Origin of the sequence: Pseudonocardia sp. CA-107938 (assembly GCF_050936315.1) — a bacterium.
Classification (GTDB): domain Bacteria; phylum Actinomycetota; class Actinomycetes; order Mycobacteriales; family Pseudonocardiaceae; genus Pseudonocardia.
This window is the reverse complement of record NZ_JBNJNA010000002.1, coordinates 1,401,653-1,425,370: the sequence shown is the minus strand read 5'-3', so window position 1 is coordinate 1,425,370 and position 23,718 is coordinate 1,401,653. Positions and strand designations below refer to the sequence as shown.

The 23,718-nt window shown below is 69.4% G+C and carries 9 protein-coding genes and 1 pseudogene; 3 read left to right on the top strand and 7 right to left on the bottom strand.

The window, feature by feature from the left end; all coding sequences use genetic code 11:
* Nucleotides 1-61 precede the first annotated feature (61 nt).
* From ACQEVB_RS39665 to ACQEVB_RS39650, 4 genes are read right to left on the bottom strand one after another with little or no spacing between them, the layout of a single operon-like run.
* The gene (locus ACQEVB_RS39665; RefSeq protein ID WP_432984730.1) at nucleotides 62-4,141 is read right to left on the bottom strand and encodes an Eco57I restriction-modification methylase domain-containing protein; all 4,080 of its coding nucleotides are present in this window, start codon (nucleotides 4,139-4,141) and stop codon (nucleotides 62-64) included.
* The gene (locus ACQEVB_RS39660) at nucleotides 4,141-7,032 is read right to left on the bottom strand and encodes a helicase-related protein (RefSeq protein WP_432984728.1); all 2,892 of its coding nucleotides are present in this window, start codon (nucleotides 7,030-7,032) and stop codon (nucleotides 4,141-4,143) included. The genes ACQEVB_RS39665 and ACQEVB_RS39660 overlap by 1 nt, the downstream gene beginning before the upstream one ends.
* 13 nt (nucleotides 7,033-7,045) lie before the next feature.
* Nucleotides 7,046-13,243: a protein kinase domain-containing protein gene (locus tag ACQEVB_RS39655; protein WP_432984726.1), complete on the bottom strand. Its 6,198-nt coding sequence runs from the start codon at nucleotides 13,241-13,243 to the stop codon at nucleotides 7,046-7,048.
* Nucleotides 13,240-15,096, bottom strand: a complete 1,857-nt coding sequence (locus ACQEVB_RS39650; RefSeq protein WP_432984724.1) for an N-6 DNA methylase — start codon at nucleotides 15,094-15,096, stop codon at nucleotides 13,240-13,242. The genes ACQEVB_RS39655 and ACQEVB_RS39650 overlap by 4 nt, the downstream gene beginning before the upstream one ends.
* Nucleotides 15,097-15,727: 631 nt before the next feature.
* Between ACQEVB_RS39650 and ACQEVB_RS39645 the strand changes: the two are divergent.
* Nucleotides 15,728-15,925 (top strand): annotated as a pseudogene (locus ACQEVB_RS39645) (DUF397 domain-containing protein); the annotation flags it as partial.
* Nucleotides 15,926-15,964: 39 nt separating this feature from the next.
* Here the strand turns inward: ACQEVB_RS39645 and ACQEVB_RS39640 are convergent.
* On the bottom strand, nucleotides 15,965-16,807 hold the full coding sequence (locus ACQEVB_RS39640) for a helix-turn-helix domain-containing protein (protein WP_432984722.1): 843 nt from the start codon (nucleotides 16,805-16,807) through the stop codon (nucleotides 15,965-15,967).
* Between the two features lie 168 nt (nucleotides 16,808-16,975).
* On the opposite strand from ACQEVB_RS39640, the gene ACQEVB_RS39635 reads away from it, so the two are divergent.
* Nucleotides 16,976-20,974 (top strand): AAA domain-containing protein, encoded by a 3,999-nt coding sequence (locus ACQEVB_RS39635; RefSeq protein WP_432984720.1) that lies wholly within the window; start codon nucleotides 16,976-16,978, stop codon nucleotides 20,972-20,974.
* Between the two features lie 2 nt (nucleotides 20,975-20,976).
* Entirely contained in the window at nucleotides 20,977-21,804 is an 828-nt protein-coding gene (locus ACQEVB_RS39630) for a hypothetical protein (protein WP_432984718.1), read from the top strand.
* Here the strand turns inward: ACQEVB_RS39630 and ACQEVB_RS39625 are convergent.
* Entirely contained in the window at nucleotides 21,755-22,216 is a 462-nt protein-coding gene (locus ACQEVB_RS39625) for a hypothetical protein (protein ID WP_432984716.1), read from the bottom strand. The two genes, ACQEVB_RS39630 and ACQEVB_RS39625, sit on opposite strands and share 50 nt — an antisense overlap.
* A 58-nt stretch (nucleotides 22,217-22,274) precedes the next feature.
* Complete coding sequence (locus ACQEVB_RS39620) at nucleotides 22,275-23,708, bottom strand: CBS domain-containing protein (RefSeq protein ID WP_432984714.1); 1,434 nt, start codon at nucleotides 23,706-23,708, stop codon at nucleotides 22,275-22,277.
* Nucleotides 23,709-23,718 lie beyond the last annotated feature (10 nt).

Sequence of the window (23,718 nt, the reverse complement as noted above, 5' to 3'; positions counted from 1 at the left end):
CTCAATCTCGATCGCCACATTTCACCTGGACGTCGCACAACCCAAATGTGAAACTTGACAATTACCGCTTCTGATGTCGCGAGCCTTGACCTGCGGGAATCGGCGCGAGCGAGGTCCACGCGGGGCCGCCGGCGATGGCGGCGGCCATGCGGTCGTAGGCGTCGAGGACCAGCCGCTTCGTGCGGAACTCGCCGTGATCGCGCTCCTCGTACTTGCGCACCACGAAGAACGAGTCCAGCACGTGCTCGGCCTCCGGCCGAGTCAGGCCGTAGACGTGCAGGAACGCGGCGTCGAGATCGGCGCGCAGCAGGGCACGGCGCTCCGGGTCCCAGCGGAACGGCGGCCCGTCGTCGTGCATCTCCTGCGCGTACGGCTGCAGTCGCCACGACGTATACGACAGCTCCAGCACGTACGGGACCACCCAATCCGCCAGCGAGCGATCCGGCTGCCACGCGGCCGGCCCGTCGAACGTGGCCGGGGTGGGGCAGGCGAGCTGCTTGACGATGAAGTACTTCATCGCGGTGCCGCTGACCTTCTGCCGGGACACGTAGTCGAAGGCCAACGATGACCACACGGCGTGCAGGAGCGGCCCGTGCGACGGATCCGCCGGGTAAGCAAGCAGGAACTTGTCACCGACGGCGCTGGTGGGCAGCACCGAGGGAACAAACGTACGCATGTCGCTGGAGCGGGCGATGTCGCGCCAGCCCAGCAGCCAGCCGCGGTCCCACCTCGGCCCTGCCGCCCGCGGCGGTCGGCCACGATCGTCGGGTCGTTCGCGCCCCGGCAACTCGCGCTCCGTCCTCGTGCGTGCAAGCGCCGTGGTCACCTCGGGTCGGGCGACCCAGTAGCGGGCCAGCGGCTCCATCTCCGGGGCGTCGTGCTGCTCGGCGGTGGGGCGGGGCAGCGAGCCGACGTTGAGCTGCGCCTGGGTGGCGTCGCGGTAGGTGGAGAAGCGGTGGTCGAAGTGGCCGAGCATCTTCGCCTCGTACAGCGGCAGATACTCGTCGCCGTGACGGTGGTAGGACCAGCCGTCGAACTCGGCGTCGGCGAACGCTTCGGGCTGGTTGAACAGCTCCGAGTCGTTGGCCATATGGAACAGCGTCCCGAACGACAGCCCCCACGGGTTCCGCTCGCCCGCGTCATGGATCAGGACGGGATGCCGCCGGTACGCGCCGAGGGTGATCTCGGCGTCGGCGCGGGTGCGGAACATCGGCAGGGTGCCGGTGTTCGGGTTGATCGCCAGCACCTCCTCGGCGCTCAGCTCGAAGCGGCGCTCGGGGACGTCGTCGACGTACCGGGTCAAGAAGGCGAACCGGGTCCGTTCGGCCTGCCACCGGGATCCGCTCAATGCTGTGATCGCGAATCGGACACGATGATCGACGCCGGCGAAAATCTTCGCCTCGTTCTCGAAGTCGTAGAACGCGAGCAACCGCTTGCGCTTCAGCGTGTCGGCGAAGAACGGTGCCGTGGTCTTGTCGGTAGCCAGCCCAGTCGGGGTGATCACCCCGGCCGCGCCGTCCGGCCCGACGATCGCCCTGATCGTCTCCGCGAACACGCTGTAGGTGTTGATGTCGCCCTGCCCGGTGAGCGGGTAGCGGCCGCTGTCGTGCAGGACGTGGCTGATGCCGTCCGAGGTGCGCAGGGCGTCGACGTACTCGTCGTAGAGCGGCGACTCGTCGTCAGCCAGCTGCTGGATCATCTTCCGGCGGATCGAAGCCGTCTTCGCCCGCACGATGTCCTCGCGGCCGTGGGCCTCGAAGAACTCCTTGTCCTGCACCTTCACCCGCTCCCACGGCGGGTTGCCGACCACGCAGGAGAAGCCGCCGGCCCAACCAGTCTCCGCGTCCACCCCGGCCCCGCCGGGCGGCACCGCGAAGATCTCTGGGAACGCCAGGTGCCAGTGCAGGAACCGGTACTGCTCGCGCAGCCGCGTGATTTCGAGCCGGGTCGCCAAGGGTGTGGTGTCGTCGTCCGGGTCCTGCAGCGCGAGGAACACATCCTGGGTGACAGCCTTTGGAGCATCGGCCGTCTTGTGCCACAGGAAAGCCGCACACCAGGCGTCTGCCGACTCCTGCGCCGCCTGGATGTCGGGATCGGCCGCGAGTGCGGCGAACTGCGCGGCCTGCTTGCGGACGTCGGCGAGGTTGTCAGCGGGCGCGTTGGTGATCGTCCGGTACTCCTTCGCGAAGCCGATGTTCGCGACACGGACCTCGGTGGCCACCTCGAACAGCGACATCTGGGAGTCCCGCGACTGCTTGGCCAGCGCGCGAGCGAACGCCGGATCGTCGCCGACGATCGGCTTGAACGCCTCGTCCGGGATGCCGTCCTGCAGCAGCCGCGGAGTGGCGCCGATCAGCGCGTTGCCGCAGCGGATGTGGGCGTCGAGGAAGCTGAGTGGCTTACCCGGTTCGAGGGCTTCCAGCCACAGCGACACCTTCGCGAGCTCGACGGCCATCGGGTTGAGGTCGACGCCGTAGATGCAGCGGGCGATCACTTCGTGCAGGGCGGTGCGCACCGCGGGGAGGGTGGGCTCGGGATTGCCTTCGCGGACCGCCGCGACGCGCTTGGCGATGCGGCGGGCGGCGGCGACGAGGAAGTGGCCGGAGCCGCAGGCCGGGTCGCACACCGTGAGCCCGAGGAGCTCACCAACGATCGCCTCGGTCGGGTCAGCGCCGCCGATCAGTTCACCGCGCTTGACGGCGTCGTCGATCACGGGGTCGAGGGCGGAGTCGAGCAGCAACTCGATCAGCGACGACGGCGTGTAGTAGGAGCCGGTGGTCTTGCGGGCGTTGCCCGCGGCCTCCTCCAGCACGAACTCGCGGTCCGCATTGTGTCGAGGCATCAGCTCCAGCAGCGACTCGTAGATCGAGCCCAGCTCCTCCGCGTCGAGGTGCCGGTAGTCGACGCTGCGCCAGCGGCGCGACCCGACGTCGCGCACCCGCGCGAGGTGCCGCACCGCTTCGAGGAGATGCTCGTTGGCGAGTTTAAGCCCATGCAGCGGGGCGTCGGCCACGGAGTCGTCGAAGATCCCACCCAGGCCGGGCAACCCCAGCTCCGGGCGGCCGCGCTCGTCGCCGAGGGCGTCAAGCACGATCCGCAGGCCCGCGTAGAGGTCGCTGTGGGCGGTACCTCGACGACGCAGGGCGTGCGCGCGCAGCCGGGCTGTCGAGAAGTACGTGGCGTACCGGGCACGCGTCTCGTCGCTCGCCGTCGGATCGTGCAGCACGTCGCGGTCCTCGGCGACGAACAGGAACAGCAGCCGGTACACCAGCCGCAGCAGTGCGCCGTGCAGTGCCTGGGTGTCGACGGCGTCGCGCAGCGCGGTGTTGTCCGGGTGGCGCAGGAACCCGGTGCCGAGCGTGATCATCGCGGCCTGCACACCCTCGCGGAGCTGGTCGAGCGCCCGCGCGCCGGAGGTGATCGCCTCGCCGCGCCAGCGCTCCAGCCAGCACGCCGACGGGGCCGCGCCCTCGTCCACCGCGAAGCGGGTGACATGCAGCATCCGGTAGAGCAGCAGGAACTCGCTGAACAGCTCACCGTCGAAGATCGCTTCGAGGTCGAACTCGACGTACGCGGCGGTGGCCAGGGCGTTGGAGTCGCGCAGCACCCGCAGCCGGCGGCCGTTGCTGACGATCGCCCACAGATGCGCCTCGGTGCGGTTGAGGCACTCCTGCACCAGCGACTGGGCGGGCACCGCGCCGGCGACGCGCTTGTCGAGCGGGTCCTGCCATGGCGTGAGGTGTACGAGCACGTGGGTCCAGCGGTGGCTCACGGGGAAGGTCTTGGTGGCGTCGTCGGCGTCGATCCCGGCGGCGCCGAGGGTGGTCAGCGCGCCGAAGCCCAGCTCGGTGAACATCGGCATCAGCCACTGCGAGACGGCGATCCCGGTGGCGTCGACCGGGGTCTCCGCCTCCGGCGCGCGGGGCAGCCGGTTGCGCAGCTCCACCCACAGCGACCGCAGGTAGTCCCAGTGCCGCTCGGCCTCGTCCTGCACCGATCGCGCCCCGAACACCCGGTAGTCGGCGGGCTTCGTGCCGGGTACGTCCTTGCCCTCGCTGATGCGCACGAGCATGTCGGCGGGCAGCAGGCCACCGACCGTGGTGACGGCGGAGAACACCTGGGTGCTGCTGGTCGGCGACATCACATGGCTCCGGGGGCCGGGAGGTAGACGTAGACGCCGAGGACATCGGCAGGTTGTTGGGCACGCACTTGCACGCCGCGCACGATCTCGCCGGACGCGCTGCGGACGCGGCGGTGCGCGGCGAGCAGTTCGGCGGCCAGCTCCGCACCGACGGCGTCCAGGTGATCGATGGTCGCGTCCAGGCCAGACAGGACCCGGTCGATCGTGCTGCGGGCGAAGTCCGGCGCGGTGTTGGCGTCCGCGCCCGCCTCCAGCAGTTCGAGGGCGGCGTCGGGACCGAGCCACACCGCGTTCTGCGGCGATCCGGTGAACGCAAGCAGCCGCGCGTCCTCCGCGACCTGCTGCCGCTCCCCCGTCCGGGAGGGAAGGGTGAGATGGAACCGGTAGCGCACCAGCAGCAACGTCGTGCGGATGTCGACGGACGCGGTGCGGATCACCCCGGCCCGGCGCGCCGGCCGCGGGCCGCCCGTGCGCGCGTCGAGGGCGGCGTCGAGGACGTAGCCGGCGAGCGCGCCGACCACCGGGTCGGTGCGGACCAGCGCGACCTCACCTCGGGCGACGGCTGCGGTGTCCCGGAACGGGACGCGCGGACCGTCGTCGACCGAGCGGCCCAGCGCGGACGACACCGCGTCGCGCAGCCCGACCGGGGAACCGGACAGGTCTGCGGCGAAGCCGCCGTCGGCGTCCTTCCACAGCACGCCGCCGAGCGATGTGAGGGCGTGCTCGACGAAGCCGCGCACCTCGCTCGCCCGGCCGAGCGTCTCCCGGATGGCCGCGACCTCGCGGGCCACCTCCTCCGGGTGGATGGAGCGCTGCGCGTAGCGGGAGCGCGAGGTCGTCTCCCGCTCCGCCGCCGACGCCCACTCCTCCTCGAGGACGAGCTGCTGCGGCCCCAGGTCCAAGTCCTCTGGGCCGAACAGCGTGCCCTGCTCGGGCACCCGGCGCCGGTCCAGCAGGTACTCGACGATCGCGTCGGTCACCCCGCCGGCCACGGCCTCCGGGACGGAGACGGAGATGCCCAGGTCCTTGCGGATCTGGCGGTGCTTCGTGATCAGCACGTCGAGCACCCGGCCGTCGATCACGTTGTCCTTGCCGTACACGGTGACGACCTTGACCACGTCGCGCTGCTGGCCGAACCGGTCGACGCGCCCTTCCCGCTGGTCGTGGCGAGTCGGGTTCCACGCCAGGTCGTAGTGCACGACGGCGTCGAAGTGGTGCTGCAGGTTCACCCCTTCCGACAGGCAGTCGGTGGCGACCAGCACCCGCCGCGCCGCCGGGTCCTCACCAGCGGCCTCGGCCAGCTCCTCGATGCGGGCGATGCGTTGCTGCGGCGAGAGCGTGCCGGTGACGGCACGGACGACGGCCTTGCGGCCGAGCTTGCCTTCCAGGTGCTCCGCGATGTACTCCGCCGTCGGGATGTAGCGGCAGAAGACGATCGGGTGGTATCCCTCAGCCAGCAGCCCCTTCAGTTGCGTGACCAGCACCGCGAGCTTGCGATCGCCGTCGGGGCCCTCGAGGGCCTCGGCTCTGTCGGCCAGCTCGGCCAGGCGGCCGGCTGCGCCGGTGAGCGCGCCGGGCACCACGTCGAGTCCTTCGAGCTGGTCGGCGTCGGCGGCGTCGCGCGTGATCGGGGCGCCGAGCCGGTCCGCCTCCTCCGCGGTGCCGGCCTCGGCGGTCGCCGACCGGGTCCGCAGGGTCTGCGCGGCCGCGCGCGGCGACGACACCAGCGACCGCAGCAGCGCGATCGCCGACCACCACGCGATCCGGGACTCCCGCTTGCCGCGCTCCCCCGCTGCGCTGACCCGCTCGCTCGCGAACGCGATCGCGTCGTCGAGCAGCGCTCGATAGCCCGGGGAGAGCGCGTAGGTCTTGTCGGCGAACAACCGATCTGACGGGAACGCGGTGCTCTCGGCGAGGCTGTCGTCGGCCGCGCCGTCCTCCTTGGTCAGGAACTGGCGGACGTCGGCCCGCTTGCGCTGCACGAAGTACCGCGCGAGAGCCCGCCGGCCGGCGTCGGTGTCGAACTCGACGTGCTCCAGCTCCGGGGTCAGCAGCCCCAGCAGGTTGCGGAACGCGCCCTCCTTTCCGCTGTGCGGCGTGGCCGTCACCAGCAGCAGGTGGCGCTCCTGGTCCTCGGCGACCTTGCGCAACAGCTCGAAGCGCAGCTGGTTCTGCGTCGTCGTGCTGTCGTCCGCCGCCACGCACGTGTGCGCCTCGTCGACGATCACGAGATCCGGGCAGTGCCGGACGAAGTCGTCGCGGTGCCGTGTCGACTTGATGAAGTCGGTGGACACCACCACGTGCGGGTAGCGGTCGAACAGCGACTGGCCCAGCGCGAGGTCCCGCTCCAGCCGCGACACGGTGGATGCCAGCACCAGCTCGGCGTCGATGCCGAACTTGCTGCGCAGCTCCCCTTGCCACTGCTCGGCCAGCGCCGGAGAGCACAGCACGGCCAGCCGACGAGCGCTGCCCTGCGCGAGCAGCTCCGCCGCGATCAGCCCCGCCTCCACCGTCTTGCCGATCCCGACGTCGTCGGAGATCAGCAGCCGCACCACCCGCTGGCGCAGCGCCATCATCAGCGGCACCAACTGGTAGGCGCGCGGCTCCACCGCGATCCCGGCCAGCGAGCGGAACGGGCCCGCACCGGAGCGGAACCCGACTCGCAGCGCGGTGCGCAGCAACCCGGCCGCGTGCGCGTCGCCGAGATCATCGGCCGTCGGGCGGGCGAACTGGGCACTCGCCACCGGCTCGAACGCCGGGAAGACCGCCGCGACGTCGTCGTCGCTACCGCCGAGCGGGCGCAGGACCAGCATGTCGGGGGCGCTCTCCGGGAGCACCACCCATTCCCGGCCGCGTGCGGACACCAGGGATCCGGCTGTGTAAGTCGTCATGCTCATTTCCTGATCAGTTCCGGGCCCTGGTCCCGAAGTAGTCCTCGTACCCACCGGCGATGGCAGCCCAATCGGTTCCGGCTGGGAACCTGACGACCACCCAGCCGGCGTCGGCGAGCCGTTCCTCGGCCTCGATGTCGCGATCCGAGACCGCCGCGTACTGGTGCACCGGCCCGTCGACGAAGACGGCGACCTGCGCGCCAGGCAGCCGGTAGATGAAGTCCGGCCGCGCCTGTGCCTGCGCGATGAGCGTCTGCGCCTCGTCGGGCAGGCGCAGACCCTCCGCCTTGAGGAAGGCCAGGAACTGGCCCTCCAGACCGGTGTCAGATGCCTCGGCCAACCGGGCGAGCTGCCCCGACCGGGTCTCGCCCGCTCCCGTCTGCAACGTTTCCGACCGTGCGAGCTGCTGCAGAAGATCCCGCACGGCATGCCGGTCGATCGCAGTGTGATGGATCTGGTTGCCGTAGGTGAGCAGGCAGTCGTAGCAGCCGCGGGCGCACGGCCGGTCGGGGTGCGTGCCGCCCAGATCGTTGCCATCGACGTCGAAGTGGCAGATCTTGAGCGCCGCGCGGGCGACCCGTCCCAGGTCGAACCGTTCCGACTGGAGCTGCCGCAGCACCCCGGCGCCACCCTCGGCGGCCTCGGTGAACAGCATCCGATCCCGCGAGGCGGTCAGCGGCGGCAGCAGCTCGCTGTTGAGCTCGCTGTCCTCCAGCTCGTAGGTCGCCTCGATCCCGCGCTCCAGGGCGAACATCAGCGACAGTGCGACCTTCTCGTCGACCGCCCGTTCCAGCCGGACGACGAGGATGTTGCGGGTGTCCTGGACGAACGGGAGCACGCGTGCCTTGCGTCGCCGCTCCTCGCCGGCGGCATCGATCACCGGCAGCTCGCTCGAATCACCGGAAGCCTCGGCGGCGTCCCGCTCGTTCATCCACCGGCCGTCGGCCAAGTCGAGCCAGAACCCCGGCGGCTCGTCCTGCTTCGCCCGCACCCGGCCGATGTTGGTGATCCGCACCGTCGCCGAGTCGCCGTAGGTGACCGTGGCGATCCGCTGCCCGTCGCACTCGACCAACCCGTCGCGGCGGCCGGGACGGGCACCGTGGTCGTGGAAGCGGTAGGCGGTGACCAGCTTGAATCCGGCGCGGCGGCGCTCCTCCTCGTCGGACGAGATCCGCTCTCGGCGCGAGGTGTAGACGGTGTGCAGCTGCAGCAGCCCGGCCGTCGGGCCGGGAAGCCGTGCCCCGCACATGTTGCACGTGTCCTCGGACACGACACCGAGATAGCCGCAGCCCTCGCACTGCTTCGCACTCGACGTCACTAGATCACCGCCACCGCCCAGCGGCAGCTGGATGCGATCGACCTGGTAGCGCGCGCCCTCGTGGTAGATCAGCGCGCCGGGCCCGAACTCGCGGATCGCCAGGAACCTGGGCCGCTGCAGGTAGTCGCCGTCGCCGAAGCGGCGCGCCGACGTCGGGATGTAGGCAGCCAGCGGCAGCCGCGGGAACGAGTAGCCGGGCAGGAACCCCTCGCTCGCCAGATAGCGGTAGGGATTGAAGTCCGAGAGCACCGACTTGCTGTCGACGCTCTCGTTGATCAGCAGCTTGAGCTGGGTCTCAGCCTCTCGCCGGCGCTGGGTCGCGGTCTTGCGCCCGCCCTCGGAGAGGGTGTGGTCGAGCACCCGGCGGTTCTGCTCGTCCTGATCGATCAGCGCTGCCTTGAACAGCTCCCGCCACCGGTCGAAGGCCCGATTGAACCGGTCGGGCGCCGACGCGACGACGTCCTCGATCCACTGGTCGTGCCACCACGTCGAGTCCGCCGCGAACTCGGTGCACAGTGCGCCGAGCATCTCGCGCGCCGCGGCGACGGCCCGCCGCGGCACCGACCGGTCGTGGATCTTCGCGCGCACGTCGTCGTGCAGGAGGAGCGCCGGAGACGGTGGGCGTACCTCCTCGTCGTAGCTGGCGTCGATGACGGACGGGATCGCGGCACCCAGCTTCAGCCCGGTCTCCGCCAGCCAGATGGCCTGCACGTGCGACCGGACGAGGTCCTCATTCGCCAGGTCCAGCCGGGGCGGTGCCACGACACCCGCGACCATCCGCTCGGACCGGCGGAAGTAGTACTGGTCGTGGCTGTTGCCGGTGGCGCAGTAGGTGGTGACCAGCGCGGGCTGGCCGGACCGGCCAGCGCGGCCGCTGCGCTGCGCGTAGTTCGCCGGGGTCGGCGGCACGTTGCGCATCATCACCGCGTTCAGCTCGGAGATGTCGACGCCCAGCTCCATCGTCGGCGAGCAGTACAGCAGCTTGAGCCGCCCCGCACGGAAGTCGTCCTCCCGCTGCTGGCGCGTCGCCGGATCAACCTGCGCGGTGTGCTCCCGCGCCGCCATCCCGGCCAGCCCTTGCGCCGTCTCCCGGTAGAGCTGCTGGAAGAAGAGGTTGACCCGCGGGCCGTCACCGCTGGCGTACGTGCGCGTCAACGGATCGAACGCGCCCTGCTCACCTGTCCCGGCCTTCCAGACCAGCACCGACGCCTTCACCCGATACCCCGTGCCGACCGGGACGGCCGAGCGCCGACGGCGCCCGCCCTGCAACGGCGCGTCCGCGATCTCCTCGAGGAGTCCAGCCTGCTTCAGCACCGTGAACAGGTTCTCGATCACGTGCTGGGCGTCATCGGTCGAGAGGTTCGGGAAGTGGATGCGCCGCAGGTACTTGCCCATCTTCCCGCGGCCGGAGAAGAACACGTCGGACCGCATGGAACCCGCCTTCGACCCGTGCGGGAACGCCGTGCCGACGCCCTGCGGCCGGTCGGTCAGCGCCAGCTTCCACGGATCGATCAGGCGTTCCTCGCTCGCCCGCTGCAGCACGTCGAAGTCGTCGCGGAAGGTCGCGACGTCGATCGCCAGCGCCCGGCGCATCTCGTCCAGCAGCGCGCGCATGATGTCCTCGCGCTGCTGCGCCGACGCGCGCTGCAGGTCGGGCGCCGCGGACGCCCACAAGGAGTCCTGCCGCGCCACCCAGTCGAGGCCGCCGTACTCGATCCGCAACAGCCCGGTCTGCTCCAGATTGGGCATCGTGACCCGCCAGCCGCGCTCCAGATCCCGGTAGAGCCGGAACGCGATCACGTCCCGCAGGGTGCGGGCCGCGGCAGTGCGCAGGAACGGCGGCAGGTCGGCGTTGCCCGCGTAGTCGGTGATGTCGAGGGCCAACGCACTCGACACACGATCGGCGATGTGTTCGTGGTCCAGGCCCTCGTCGCCTGCCTCGACGAGCGCCCGGTACAGCGCGCCGCGCAGCTGCGTGATCTGCGCGAAGTCGTTGAAGTGCCCAGCCTGCAGCGAGGCGTCCTGTCGGTTGTCGACGAACGTGAGCAGCTTGCGCGCCCGCGGATCCAGCGCGTCCTCCGGGATCGCCTTCAGCGAGCGCACGATCGACGCCGACACCACCGAGGTCGCCGAGGAGCGGCCTTCCTGGTCGAGCGTGGCCAGCTTGGCGAAGTCCTTGCCGCGCACCTGCTCGTAGCTCACCCCGCACTGCAGGCAGAACCTGAACGGCGCCGGGATGAACGTCGCCTGCAGCGCGCCGCGGCCCTCCATCCCGTACGGGTCGACCGTCACCGCGCGCGGCAACCGCTTGCGGTAGGAATCGCGCACGGACTGGTAGCCCGCGTCGTCCTCTTGCAGCCAGGAGTCGGGGAGCAGGCGCTGTTCGATCGCGTCCTCGACGCTGCCCGGCCACCGCTTGTCGGGATCGATGTGGAGGTAGCCGTCCTCCGCCCGGCCACCGCTCGCGTTCGTGTCGCGTCGCGACCGGTAGCGGATGCTGCCGTCCTCTTCCTCGGTTCGCCACACCGTGAGGTACTCCTGGCCGCACTCGCGGCAGAACGCCAGCGGCAGCAGGATCTTGCCGCCGGAGCCGGGCTGTTCGAGCTGGTAGTCGCGCGTGAGGGAGCGCTGCCCCGGCTCCTCCAGCGTGACGAACACCGTGTCGCCCTTGGACAGGAACTGGTGCAGGCGGAACGCGAACAGCGGCCTGCCGGTCACCGGGTGCAGCGCCTCCGAACCGGCTCGTAGAGTCGCGCGGATCGCCTCGAGGCACGTGTCCTCGGCGACCCGAGTCTGCCTGGCCAGCTCCTGTGCCGCGTCCTCGATCCGGGCGGGCGCGGCACGCGCCAGCAGGCCGTCCTCGTGTCGCAGACCGAACCGTGCTTCGATCCAGCGAGCCAGCGGATCGGCGGCCAGCTCTGCGTACGCACGCGGCGCCGCGGCCCCTATGCGCTCGACCGGCACGCTGGCGGGCGGCTCCCCGGTCGCCCGCTCCAACGTCTCGCCGATCACGTTCTCCGGCCGGACAGTCGTGCCGAAGAGCCGTGTGGCCACGTCCGCGACGGTCTGGCGACGTTCAGCGGCACCGCCTTCGTTCGACATCGTGGCCGAGGTGCCGATGCACTGCAGTTGCGGCGAGCCGCAGGCCTCCCTGACGCGGCGAACCAGCAGCGCGACGTCGGCACCCTGGCGTCCGCGGTAGGTGTGCAGCTCGTCCAGGACGAGGAACTGCAAGCCCTCCGCCATCCGCACCAGCGACTTCCGGTCGTCCGGCCGGGTGAGCATCAGCTCGAGCATCACGTAGTTCGTGAGCAGGATGTCCGGGGGGTTCTCGCGGATCAACTTGCGCTGCTCGTCGTTCTCCTGGCCGGTGTAGCGGGCATAGGTGACCGGTTCGTGGCCCTCGCCGTAGCCGTGCCGCAGGTACTTGTGCAGCTCGCCCAGCTGGCTGTTGGCCAGCGCGTTCATCGGGTAGACGATGATCGCCCGCACCCGCTTCTGCGCGTTGGGGCCTTCCACGGCGCGCTCGCGCAGCACGCGGTCCACGATCGGCACGATGTAGGACAGCGACTTGCCCGAGCCAGTGCCGGTGGTGAGGACGTAGGACTCGCCGGTGCGCGCGGCGTCGATTGCCTCCCGCTGGTGCTGGTGCAGTGTCAGCGGCCGGCCCTGGCAGACGACGTCGTCGGCGTTCTTCTGCGCCTGGAAGATCCGTGCGCACTCCTCGTGCAGCACACCGGCTGTCGCCAGCTCCAGAACAGAGCCAGCCGAGGCGAAGAACGGGTTGAGCGACAGCCACGGATCAGGCCACTGCGACTTCGCGTTCAGGTCGTTCTCGACGAACGCCGCGATCGTCGCGTCGCGGATCACGGTGCCGGCCACGGTGAACGAGCGGTAGTCCGCGATGAGCTGCCGGTGCACCTCGAACAGGTCCATGCCGAGACCGGCCGAGCGCGCCGGTGCGACCGCGGCGACCGGGAGCGGCCGGGCCGCGACTAACCCGGTGACCGGGTTGGCGTCGGCCCAGCCGGGCACGACGTCGTCGCCCACCGCGAACGCGGTCAGCGCGTCGCGCACGACGACGGCGCTCTCCGGGCGATCCTCGGGCTTCTTGCGCAGCAGCCGCTCGACCAGCAGCTCGAGATCGCGCGGAACGTCGTGGCGCAGCAACGTGAGCGGCGGCGGCTGCTCGGTGAGGTGCTTCTGCCCCAGCTCCAGCGCGGAGACGCTGTGGAACGGCGGCTGCCCGGTGAGCAGCTCGAAGAGCACGCAACCCAGTGCGTACAGATCGGCGGCCGGGGTGACTGCGGAGGACCGGAACTGCTCGGGCGCCATGTACCTGGCCGTCCCGACCGTGACCCCGCTGCTGGTCAGCGCGGTGCTCTCACCGTCGACGAGCTGCCCCAGCCCGAAGTCGAGCACCTTGACCACACCGCCGGCGACCACCATGACGTTGGCCGGCTTGAGGTCGCGGTGGACCACGTTCTTCGCGTGCGCGGCAGCCAGTCCCGCGGCGATCTGTGCCCCCACCGCGGCCACCCACGAGACCGGCAGCTGCGGGCATGCCTCGATCAGATCGGAGAGTTCTCGCCCGTCGAGGAGTTCCATCGCCAGGTACGGGCGACCGATCTGGTCCACCCCGCCGTCGATCGTCCTGGGCAGGTTCCGCTGATCCAGCAGTCGCATGATCGACACTTCGCGGGCGAAGCGCTCCACCGCCTTAGGGTCGGCGCCGACGGCCAGCGGCCCGTAGCGGCCGTTGAGCAGCAGCTTGACGGCGACCGTTGGATCGTCGCCGTCTGACGCCATGTCCAGCGCCCGGTGGACCTCGCCCATGTTGCCTTTGCCGAGCGGCGCGACGAGCTGGAAACGATCTGCGATGACGGTGGTCATCGAGCTTCTCCCCCTGGTTCGAGCTGACCGTGCACGACCGCGTCGGTGAGTCCCTGCACCAGCCGCCTGCCCGACGTTGCCACGTCGTCGACCGCCGCGCCGAACCGCGCAAGCTGCTCGAAGACCGCGCCCAGACGACGCTGCTCGTCCAAGGGCACGCGAGGCAACTCCACTCTGCGTATATCGACCCGATACGAACCGCTCTTCGTCGTCGCGGCTCGCAACGTTTCATCGCTGCGCAGCACGCCGGCCAGGAAGCTCGGATCGACCTGCTCGGGATCGGCCCGCAACAAGTGCAACCCCGGCCCCAGCACCGCACCGGCCGTGTCCACGACCACGGCGACCGGACGGGAGGCGGACGTCGGCACGACGACGTCCCCCCTCCGCAGCCGCACCCCGACGACGCCGTCCGCGACGGATCCGCTAGGCCCGCGCCCCGACACCACGTCCCCGCTGGTCAGGACGGGGGCTCCGGCAGGACCGGACCCTTTGGCCATCGGTCCGACCTGCTGATGGATGCTCACTGCACCCTGCCGGACCAGCTCACCGACTGTCGTCCGCGGACGCTCCGGCCGGTCGGCGACCGGGCGCAACAGCGGAAGCAACCCGCTCAGCGCGCCGAGCACCGCGGTGAAACGGTCTTGATCGGCGCCGAGATCGTCGACCCCGGTGGTCGACCGAAGATAGCGCGCCGGGGTGAGGTCGACGTCCTCGTCGAGGAGATCGATGGTCGGCACGAGACGCCGCAGGCCCAGATCGTCCTCCCGCGACGTCGCCCGCCGGTGGACCTCGGCCCAGCCGAGTTCGTCGAGGCGCGCCGGCGACCCGCCGGTCGTGTCGATCAGCCACGCACGGTCCGGCGCCTCGCCATCGTCGACGGCCAGCACCCAGAGCTGCATAGGCAAGTGGGCAGGCGCGACGGCGCCCGGTGGGAGGCTGATGATCGCCCTCAGCACCCCACGCCGCAGCAACGCAGCCCGGATCGACCGGCCGGATCGACGAGCGGCGACGCCGGGCGGCAGCACGATCACGACGCGGCCGCCCGGCCGCAAGTGCGCAAGGCAGTGCTGCACCCAGGCCAGCTCGGACTCCCCCTTCGACGGCAGGCCGTAGACCCAGCGCGGATCGAACTGCAACTCGTCGTGGCCCCAGCTCCGCTCGTTGAACGGTGGGTTGCACACGACGGCGGCAGCCTGGACGCCGGGGAACCCGTCAGCGCGGATGGCGTCGCCCGCCGCGATCCGCACCGTGTCATGGGTGAAGGCCAGGCGGGCCCTGGCGAGATCGGCCAACCCGCGGTCGATCTCCTGGCCCAGCACCTCGACTCCCGCCGGGACCGCGCGCAGCAGCGAGCCCGTCCCGCAGGCCGGGTCGAGCACCGGACCGGAGCCCACCCCGGCCAGTTCGATCATGAGCGCGGCGAGCTCCGGCGAGGTGGTCGCGAGCTGCCGGGATGCGGCCTCGGCGAACCGGGCGCACAACCGCTCGAACGCCCCGCCTGCGCCGAGGTCGGCGGCCAGGTCATCGACGGCGGCGCGCGTGCCGGCCGGCAGCGGCGTATCCACGCCACGCAGGTAGCTGCCGACAGACGCGACCGCCTCCGGCAACGAGCCGGCACCCGACTCGGCCTCGATCGCCTGCCACGCCATCTCCACCAGCGAGTGCGCGCCGAGCTTGCCCTGATCTCGTAGCCATGCCCGGATCTCGGCGAGCTGGAAGCTGGGGCTCGCATCACTCCCACCAGCCGGCTGGGGGAAGTCGCCGTACCTGCGCCGCCAGTTGCTCACCGCAGCCCGGCCGACCCCGGCCAGCCGCGCGATGTCCGCCGCCGACACGAGCGCGTGCTGATCCATAGCGCAACCTCCCTCCGATCCCGCCACGCGACAACGCACCCTACTCGCGTTGGCAAGTTCGACGATAAGTATGCGTGTTGACAGAGTCAACATGAGATGCTGAGATTGACGGGTCGGATCGAACAGGAGGGCTTGACATGGTCGATGCTGAGACGGGGACGGCGACTTCCGAGCCGGACATCCTCGCACTGGCGCTCCCGTCGCCGGACCTCGATCTACACCTCGACTCCAGGCAGGTGGTGCTGACCGACCATGCGGTACGCCGGTATCGGGAGCGGGTCGAGGGAGTGTCGCGGCGGCTCGCGGTCCGGCGGCTCCGGCACCTCGTAGCGACCGCGCGCTGGCGGTCACGGCCGCAGTCCTGGACCGAGATCGTGCTGCACCCGGGCGTTGTGTACGGCTACAGCCAGGACCGCCCCGACATCTGCCTGCTCCTGCGGGGCAAAGCCATCGTCACCGTCTTCTCCCTGCGGTTCCTGACCCGGCCCGCAGTCCCCGGACAGCGGACCGGGGGTGACTGCGCCGGCCGTCACGGAGGTGACGGCCGGCGAGCACCCGATCGGCGACACCCACGCGCCCTCCCGCGGTGTCGCCGAGCAGCTTCCTGATCTCCCGTTCGAGAGGAACGACCATGCACTCCTGCATCCACGGCCACCCGCGGTCGACCGGACCGCTGTCCCTGCGGTTCCGGCACAGCTCGTGCAGCCAGGGCGCGGACCAGACCTGCGTCGACGTCGCCATCCGCGGCGACACCGTGGTGGTACGCGACTCGAAGGACCCCACCGGACCGACACTGCAGTTCACCCCGGCCGAGTGGCGGGTGTTCCTGTGCGGCGTCAAGGCCGGCGAGTTCGAGCTCCCGGCGCACTCAGACCACCTCGGCGAGCCGGGCCGCGATCAGCTCCCGGGAGCGGGCGGGCCCGGCAGCGACGCCGGCCGCCTTGGAGAGGGACTCCCGGTAGGTCGCCACCGCGCCCGGCTCGTCGAGGAACCCGTTCGCGTCGAGCTGCTCCCGGAACACCACCCCACCCGGATCGCCGGCGAACCCGAACACGGTGAAGCTGACCCCGACCGCCGGATGCACCGGCGCGTCGAACTCGATCACCCGTAGCAACACCGACGGCCTATCCGCGACAGCGAGCAGGTGCCGCAGCTGCTCCGCGAACACCGCCGGCCCGCCGATCGCCCGCCGCAGCACCGCCTCGTCGAGCAGCACGTCGAGCCGCGGCGGTTCCGGGCGCTCCAGCAACGCGGCCCGACGAAGGCGCAGCTCGACCCGGCGATCCACGACCGCCGGGTCGAGCCCGGGCACCGACCCCATCAGCGCCCGGGCGTACCCCTCGGTCTGCAACAACCCGGGCACCAAGGAGGTGACGTGCTGGGCGATCAGCTCAGCACCGTCCTCCAACCCGTAGAACCGCGCGGAACCCGGCGGCACGACATCGGCGTAGGCCTCCCACCACCCCCGCGCCCGGGCCTGTCGGACGAGGCCGAACAGCGCATCACGCTCGGCACCGTCCACGCCGTACAGCTCGAGGATCGCGCGCAGGTCCTGGGGCCCGACCTTCACGATCCCGGTCTCCATCCGCGAGACCTTCGCCGGCGAGCACTCCAGGTGAGCCGCAACCTCCTCGATCGTCCGGCCGGAGGCTAGGCGGTACCTGCGCAGATCCAACGCGAGCCGCCGGCGCCCGACCGCAGGACTGGCCATCACTGCTCCCACACCAGCTAGAATATTGCGATCTGCAATCTGCAGATAGAGATTATCGTGACTTCGTGCGGTTGTCACCGTCGGATGCGGCGTGGCACGCTGCCATGGCGTCACCGCTCGTCCGTGTGAATGCACACAGAGTGAGATGGCGTCCCGGGGAGGACATGGATGCACGCGGCAGGATCCGGCCCGGAGGAGCGGTCCAACGGGAGCGGGAGGATCGAGTCCGTTGTCGCCAACTGGACAAGCAGCCTCATCGACCTGAGCCGTCGCAACAATCTCCTCTACTTCCGGCAGCTGCGAACCGGCACGCTCGATCTCGGCGACGCCGACACTGATGCGCGCGGCCGGCTCTTCGCCGGCGAACGAATGCGAGCCAGCGCCCTGTATCCCGGCGAGGAGGCCATCGGCCGGGCCCGCAGGAGCCTGATCGAGATCCAGCGCAAGATCCGCCTGCTCGCCGAGGAACGCGGTATCGATGCCGGCTACGTGGCACTGGGGCTAGCGAGCTGGCCGGCACCACAGGGACCGCGCGGCACCGCGCCGACACACGCGCCGATCATCCTCAGGCCACTCACCGTCACAGCGAAAGGCATCAACGCTGCCGATTTCGAACTCCAGCTGGGTGAGAGCGGAGAACTGAACCCGGTCCTGGTCTATGCCCTGGGCCGGCAAGCGGGAGTAGACACCGCCGGCCTGAGCGAGGACGTCGACCCGCTGACGGGCGACCGTCAGCTGGAGAAGGCGATCTCGTGGCTCGGCGAGCGCGCGGCCGCCGCACGGGTCCCTGTCGAGTTCGAGGAGAAGTTGGTCGCCGGGGTCTTCGCCTACGAGAAGTTGCCGATGGTGCGCGACCTGGAGCAGTCCACTGCCCTGCTGGCCCGCCACCCGTTGACGGCCGCGCTCGCAGGTGACCCGGACGCCCTCGACGCTGTGCGCAGACGAACAGCTCAACAGGCGAAGCTCGACGTCAACCGGATCGAGCCAACGCAGGAACACCTCGTCATCGACGCCGACCCGTCCCAGCAGGCAGCGATAGCGACCATCCTCAACGGCTCGGACCTGATCGTGCAGGGTCCACCGGGCACCGGAAAGAGCCAGACGATCGCCAACCTGATCGCCGAGGCCACTGCCCGCGGGAAGAAGGTGCTCTTCGTCGCCCAGAAGCGGGCCGCGATCGATGCGGTGGTCGCCAATCTCCGCCGCTCCAACCTTGGTGACATCGTCCTCGACCTGCACGACCCCAAGACCAGCCGTCGAGCTGTGGCGGAGCAGCTGAAGACCAGCCTCGACCAGGCAGGAAAACAATCTGCGCCAGACCTGACCGAGGTCAACCGGACTCTGACCGAGCGGCGCAGCCGCGTGATGCGGCACACGGAGGTGATGCGTCGACGTCGCGAACCCGCGGGGATGAGCATCGCCGAAATGGAGCAGCAGCTCTTGCAACTACCACCCGGGAGCGACCGCCGCGTCACGTTGCCACGTCGCGCCCTTGACCAAATCCCGGCCACTCACCTCCGCGCGATGCAGGATGAACTGGCCCGATTCGTGGACGCCGATGGCCTTCGCTGGTGGCGCGGCGGATCGCCGTGGTCCAACGCACGTCAGATCGTCGATCAGGATGCGCTCCGCTCCACCAGGGCAAGTCTCGACGAACTGACCGGCGCCCACGTCCACGAAGTCCGGCGAGTCCTCGACGATCTCATCGAGGAGACCGGGCTTCGACGGCCGCATTCCGTGTCTGAGTGGGGCCTGGCACTGGGACTGATGGTCGCTGTCGAAAAGACCATCGCCACGTACGGCAACGCAGCCTTCGACGACGAGCTCGACGATCGTCGCGCGGCCTTCTCAACCCGCGCGTGGCGCACAGAGGTGGGAGCGGTCAGCGGATTCTGGCAACGTCGAAAGGTCCGCTCCGCTGTGAAGGCTGCGCGAGCCGGCACCGCACCCCGGGCCACGGTGTTCGAGGAACTGTCCGCCGCAGTCGAACAGCGTGACCGATGGCGGAGCCTGTCCATCACCACGCCGGCGCCACCGCCCTCGCTCTCGCGGGCGATGCCTCGCTACGAGGCCCTGCGGGACAACCTTGCCGCGATCGGAGCGGCAGCTGTGATCGACGGTCTGACCGACAGGCCAGATCCCGACGTCGACCGAGCACTCCGTGCGCTCAAGGACGACGAACGCACCCTGCTCAAACTTCCGCTATTCAACCGGCACCGCGCTGAGTTCGAGCGCTTCGGGCTCGCGCCGCTCGTCACGGCGCTCGCCACGAGCGGCGCTTCAGCCACCGATGCCCGAAACGCGCTGACCTACGCCTGGTTGTCGTCCTGGTTGCGCGAGCTGCGAGTGGACGTCCCCGAGTACGGCGGCTTCGTCGCCGCTGCTCAGGACCGGGTCGTCCACGAGTTCTGCGAGGCGGATCGCCGCCACATCGAGCTCGCCGCGTCCCGCGTGCGACGAGCCGCTGCAGAGAGGCAGATCGCTGCGCGCGACCGATGGCCCGAGCAGCGGGCACTCGTCAACGACCAGGTCGCCCGCAAGCGAGGCCACAAACCGATCCGGGACCTCGTCGAGGAGGCCGAGAACCTGCTGCTCGCCGTCCGGCCCTGTTGGGCGATGTCCCCGCTCGTCGTGAGCCAGGTGTTGCCGCCCCGCGTGATGTTCGATCTCGTCGTGTTCGACGAAGCGAGCCAGATCGAACCCGCCGACGCGATCCCGGCGATCATGCGTGGAAGCACGGTGGTCGTCGCGGGTGACAACAAGCAGCTCCCACCGACGCCGTTCTTCGCAACCACCGGCAGCGACGATGGCGAGGACATGGCCGATGATCTGCGCGACTTCGAGTCAATCCTCGACGTGCTCTCCAAGCTGCTGCCCGCGGAGACACTTGCATGGCATTACCGCAGCCAGGACGAACGGCTCATCGAATTCTCGAACCGCAAGATCTACAATAGCAAACTCGTCACCTTCCCCGGAACCGCGCGCGAGTCGGCTCTGCGCCACGTGCTTGTGGACGGACCCATCCCGCCCGGCACGAAGGCCTACGGTCCCGCCGAGGTCGAGCGAGTCGTGCAGCTGGTCCTCCAGCATGCCGCGCACAACGCAGAAGACTCGCTCGGTGTCATCACACTCGGAGCGTCGGGTGCGAAGGCCATCGACGCCCGACTACGCCAGGAGCTCGCGGCGCGACCCGAACTCAGCGCCTTCTTCGACCCCGACAAGTCGGGAGGTCAACGCTTTTTCGTCAAGAGCATCGAGAATGTCCAGGGTGACGAACGCGACACGATCATCCTTGCCGTCGATGTCTCACGGACTGCCACCGGCGGCGTGAGCCACAATTTCGGACCGATCAATCAAGGCGGTGGTGAACGCCGCCTCAACGTGGCGGTCACCCGCGCCCGTAAAGCACTCACAGTGGTCAGCACCTTCACCCACAACGACCTGATACCGGAGAAGCTGACCAGCGAGGGCATGCGATTCCTGCACGAGTTCCTCCGGTTCTCGATCGAGCAGTCCGCCAGCCCAACAACGTCGATGTCGGGTGATGTCAGCCCCATCTCGCGTCAGGTGGCCGAGCGACTCCGCCGTGTCGGCGTCACAGTTCATCCGCAGTACGGCGTCGGCAAGGCTGGTATCGATGTCGCCGTTGAGCACCCTGATCAGCCCGGACGTATGCACTTCGCGATCGAGACCGATGGTGCGCCGTACTACCAGCCGGAACGCAGCGTGCGGGAGCGAGACCGGCTCCGGCCACAACAGCTGACGAAGATGGGCTGGCGTCATCGGCGCGTGTGGACCGCGGACTGGCTGCAAGACCCGGACGGCTTGATCGAGCAGCTGCTCGCCGATCTCGAGTCCGCACGGCAAGCGGGCCCGATCGCCGTTCAGCCGTCGCCCGACGATCCGCCGCCGGAACCGACCTCGCCGCCCCCGGAGCGGCGCCTGCCGCGTCCACGCGGCCTGGTGCCCGGCGCCCCGATCAAGACCCAGCCATCGCAAGGCCTCGTAGCGCTCGCGCGGTGGATCGACAGCGACGGCCTCCTTCGGGACGAGGAACAGATGATCGAGGCGATGATGACGGAGCTGCACTATCTCCGGCGCGGGAAGAACATCGTCGTGGCGCTACAGGCCGCGATCCGTACGGCACGGCGACAGCGGGGAGCCTGATCGTGCCCGTCCTGGATGAGCGGACCATCGAGCGCCTCGCTGCGCTCATTTGCGATGATGGCGGTCCGTATGAGCGTCGCGCCCGTCAGCTCTCACAATTCCTCAAAGCTGTCGGCTGGGACACACCGTACGACGGCGGCGCCAGGGTTCCGTGGCTCGAGGAGACGATCCGGGCCCACAACGACGATGTGGATGCCATCGAGGCGTTGCTGCGACGGGTGGTGGACCCGCGCGAGTACGACGAAGGCATGCCGGCCGCCCAGCACATGGTCGGCTTGGTCAACGGCATTGTTGCGGCCGACGGCTTCGAGGTTGGCCACGAGGGCCACCGCACCATCATCCGACGCATCGGCGAGGACAATGCGCTCGAGCAGATCGCTGCCCGTCTGGCTGCACCTGAACTGCGTCAGACGATCCGAGGCCTTGTCTTCCAACCGGTTGTCGCGGACGTCCTCATCGCACGACTCGACGAGGTGGAAGCTGCCCGGCGGGCCAGGGCGTTCCTCCTCGCCGTCGTCGGCACGGGATCTTTCATTGAAGGCCTACTCGATGAGATCCTCCGGTCGCGGGACAAGGAAACCCGCGCGCAGAACTCAACCACGTTGCAGTGGCTGCTGAAACGGGCACACACGCTGGGCTGGATCGAACACGACGCTCTCACCTTCAATGGTTATGTGCGGGAGTACCGCAATTTCGTGCATCCTCGCGAACAACTCGCCAACAACTTCAGCCCGGACGACGACACTGTTCTGTTGTGCTGGCAGCCGGTCCTCGCGATCATCAACGATCTCGATCGTCTGATCCCCGGACGCAAGAACACCCAGGACTGACTCCGCAACGAAGGCCACGGAGGATCTCGGTCCGGCCACTGCCGAGGAGCGAGATGAGAACCGCGCTGCGGACGTCCTCGGACTCGACGTCGTAGCCACGGAGGTGGGCGATCCCGGCTGACGTGCGGGCGCCGAACACGTAGAGGCCGGCGAGTGCGGCCGGGATCGTGACGGGCAATGTCACGACGCCACCGAGTCCGGTGAGGAAACCTGAACCCGCCGCCATGCGCACGTGTGGGGCGATGAGCCGTTGAACGGCTTCCTCACGATCGTCGGCGTACTGAGCCAGGTGCTCTTCGGTCACCTCGACCGCGCCTTTCATGGGACCGGCCCCGCGGATCGCGGCGCGAACGATCTGCTCAGCGACATTTGCGCCCCAGCTCTGGAGCTTCTTCTCAAGCGACGAGGGCACGGCAATCCTTCAGCGAGAGACGGGCGGAGCGCAGTGTCGATTCAGAGACTCGTGGTGATCATCCGTCTGTTGCGGGGCCGAACTCACGGATCAGGGCGAGCATGTGGCGCAGCTTCTCGACGGTCCCACCCGGAACCCCGTCGGGGTTGAAATGCATGACATCGTTGCGGATCCTGCGGAGGACGTGCAGCTGTGAAACCAGCGCCTGCCGATCGAGTGGCCAACCGAGCCGGACCCAGCAATCTGGGTCATCGAGGACCGTGACGTACTGGTACATCGTCATGTCGTCGTACGACTTTGGCTTCTGGCCGACCTTCCCGCAGACAGCCAGGACATCCTCGAACGGGATGCTGCCCATGATGCGGCGCAGCTCCTGGTCCAACTCGCCGATGAGGAGGAACGGCAGCGTGCGATCGCCGTAGAGCCCGACGACGTCAGCGTTCGTGATGATGTTCGAGATCTTGCCGCTCGAGTCACGGACCAGAACGAACTGCTCTTCCTGCAAGGTGGCGAGCATGGAGTGGAGATCCTGGTCGTAGGTCCGCACCACGGCGGGCACGACCGCAGCAGTCAGTGGAGCGTCGGCGTCCTTGAGTCTCGCGTAGGCCATCGACTTCCACGTGACGACGCCGTCACAGGTGTAGTCGTCGACAAGCATCGGAAGCTGGGAGTAGTCGTGCATCAACATCAGGGTCATCGCTTCGGCGAAGGTCGCTGTCGGCTTCAATGACACCAGCCGGTGCGCGACCGACGTCAGGTTGCCCAGGGTCAACCCGATCTCGGACTGGTTGCCGTCCACCAACCGTGGCGCCGCACGCGACTCGCCCGATATATCCCCGTCGCCCGGCTCGGGTTCGGACAGCACGGGAGGCAAGGGTATGAGCGCTACCTCGTCGTCGAGCGCCACCTTGAGGAAGCTGGGCTGTGTGACGAGGCCATGGTTGTCGAGGTCGGCCTCGATATGACGACCGACCCGGTGGTCCCGCACGTTGACGCCCCAGCGGCCTAACAGGGTCCGCACGGGCACGACCAGCGGTGTGCCGTTCTCGGAAGCCTCCCGCGCCTTCTTCAAGAACTCATGACGCGGCAGCAGCGATTCGACTCCATCTCCGCTACCGATCTCCTCCTCGTCTGCGGGTGCAGCGTGCCCCGCGTCGTCGCTGTCGGCGGCTGCGCGCTCTGCACCCGCCACCAGCTCGAGCAGATCGGCGCGGAGTCGGTGGAGTGACGCGCCGTCCTCCGTCACCCACGCCGTCCACCCGTCCACGGCAGCCATGCCGGCCGCCGTCGCCGCGGCGCGCGACGGCGTGGTGTAAGACCGACCATCGACGAGCAGCGTGCCGCCCTTCTCGACGACCGCGGTGTGCCGGCGACCGACGCGCGGTCGGTCGAACATGAGGGTCTGGCCCACGGTCAGCAGACCAGCTCCGATCAGGTCTCGGACAGCCACGCGACGCCCGTCCAGGACATACGTCATCCGTTCTTCCACCACGATGCGGCTG

Bases quoted from the DNA above. Each gene is read 5' to 3' on its own strand.
- ACQEVB_RS39665 (WP_432984730.1), bottom strand. From the start codon at position 4,141: ATGTCGCCGACCAGCAGCACCCAGGTGTTCTCCGCCGTCACCACGGTC.
- ACQEVB_RS39660 (WP_432984728.1), bottom strand. From the start codon at position 7,032: ATGACGACTTACACAGCCGGATCCCTGGTGTCCGCACGCGGCCGGGAA.
- ACQEVB_RS39655 (WP_432984726.1), bottom strand. From the start codon at position 13,243: ATGACCACCGTCATCGCAGATCGTTTCCAGCTCGTCGCGCCGCTCGGC.
- ACQEVB_RS39650 (WP_432984724.1), bottom strand. From the start codon at position 15,096: ATGGATCAGCACGCGCTCGTGTCGGCGGCGGACATCGCGCGGCTGGCC.
- ACQEVB_RS39640 (WP_432984722.1), bottom strand. From the start codon at position 16,807: ATGGCCAGTCCTGCGGTCGGGCGCCGGCGGCTCGCGTTGGATCTGCGC.
- ACQEVB_RS39635 (WP_432984720.1), top strand. From the start codon at position 16,976: ATGCACGCGGCAGGATCCGGCCCGGAGGAGCGGTCCAACGGGAGCGGG.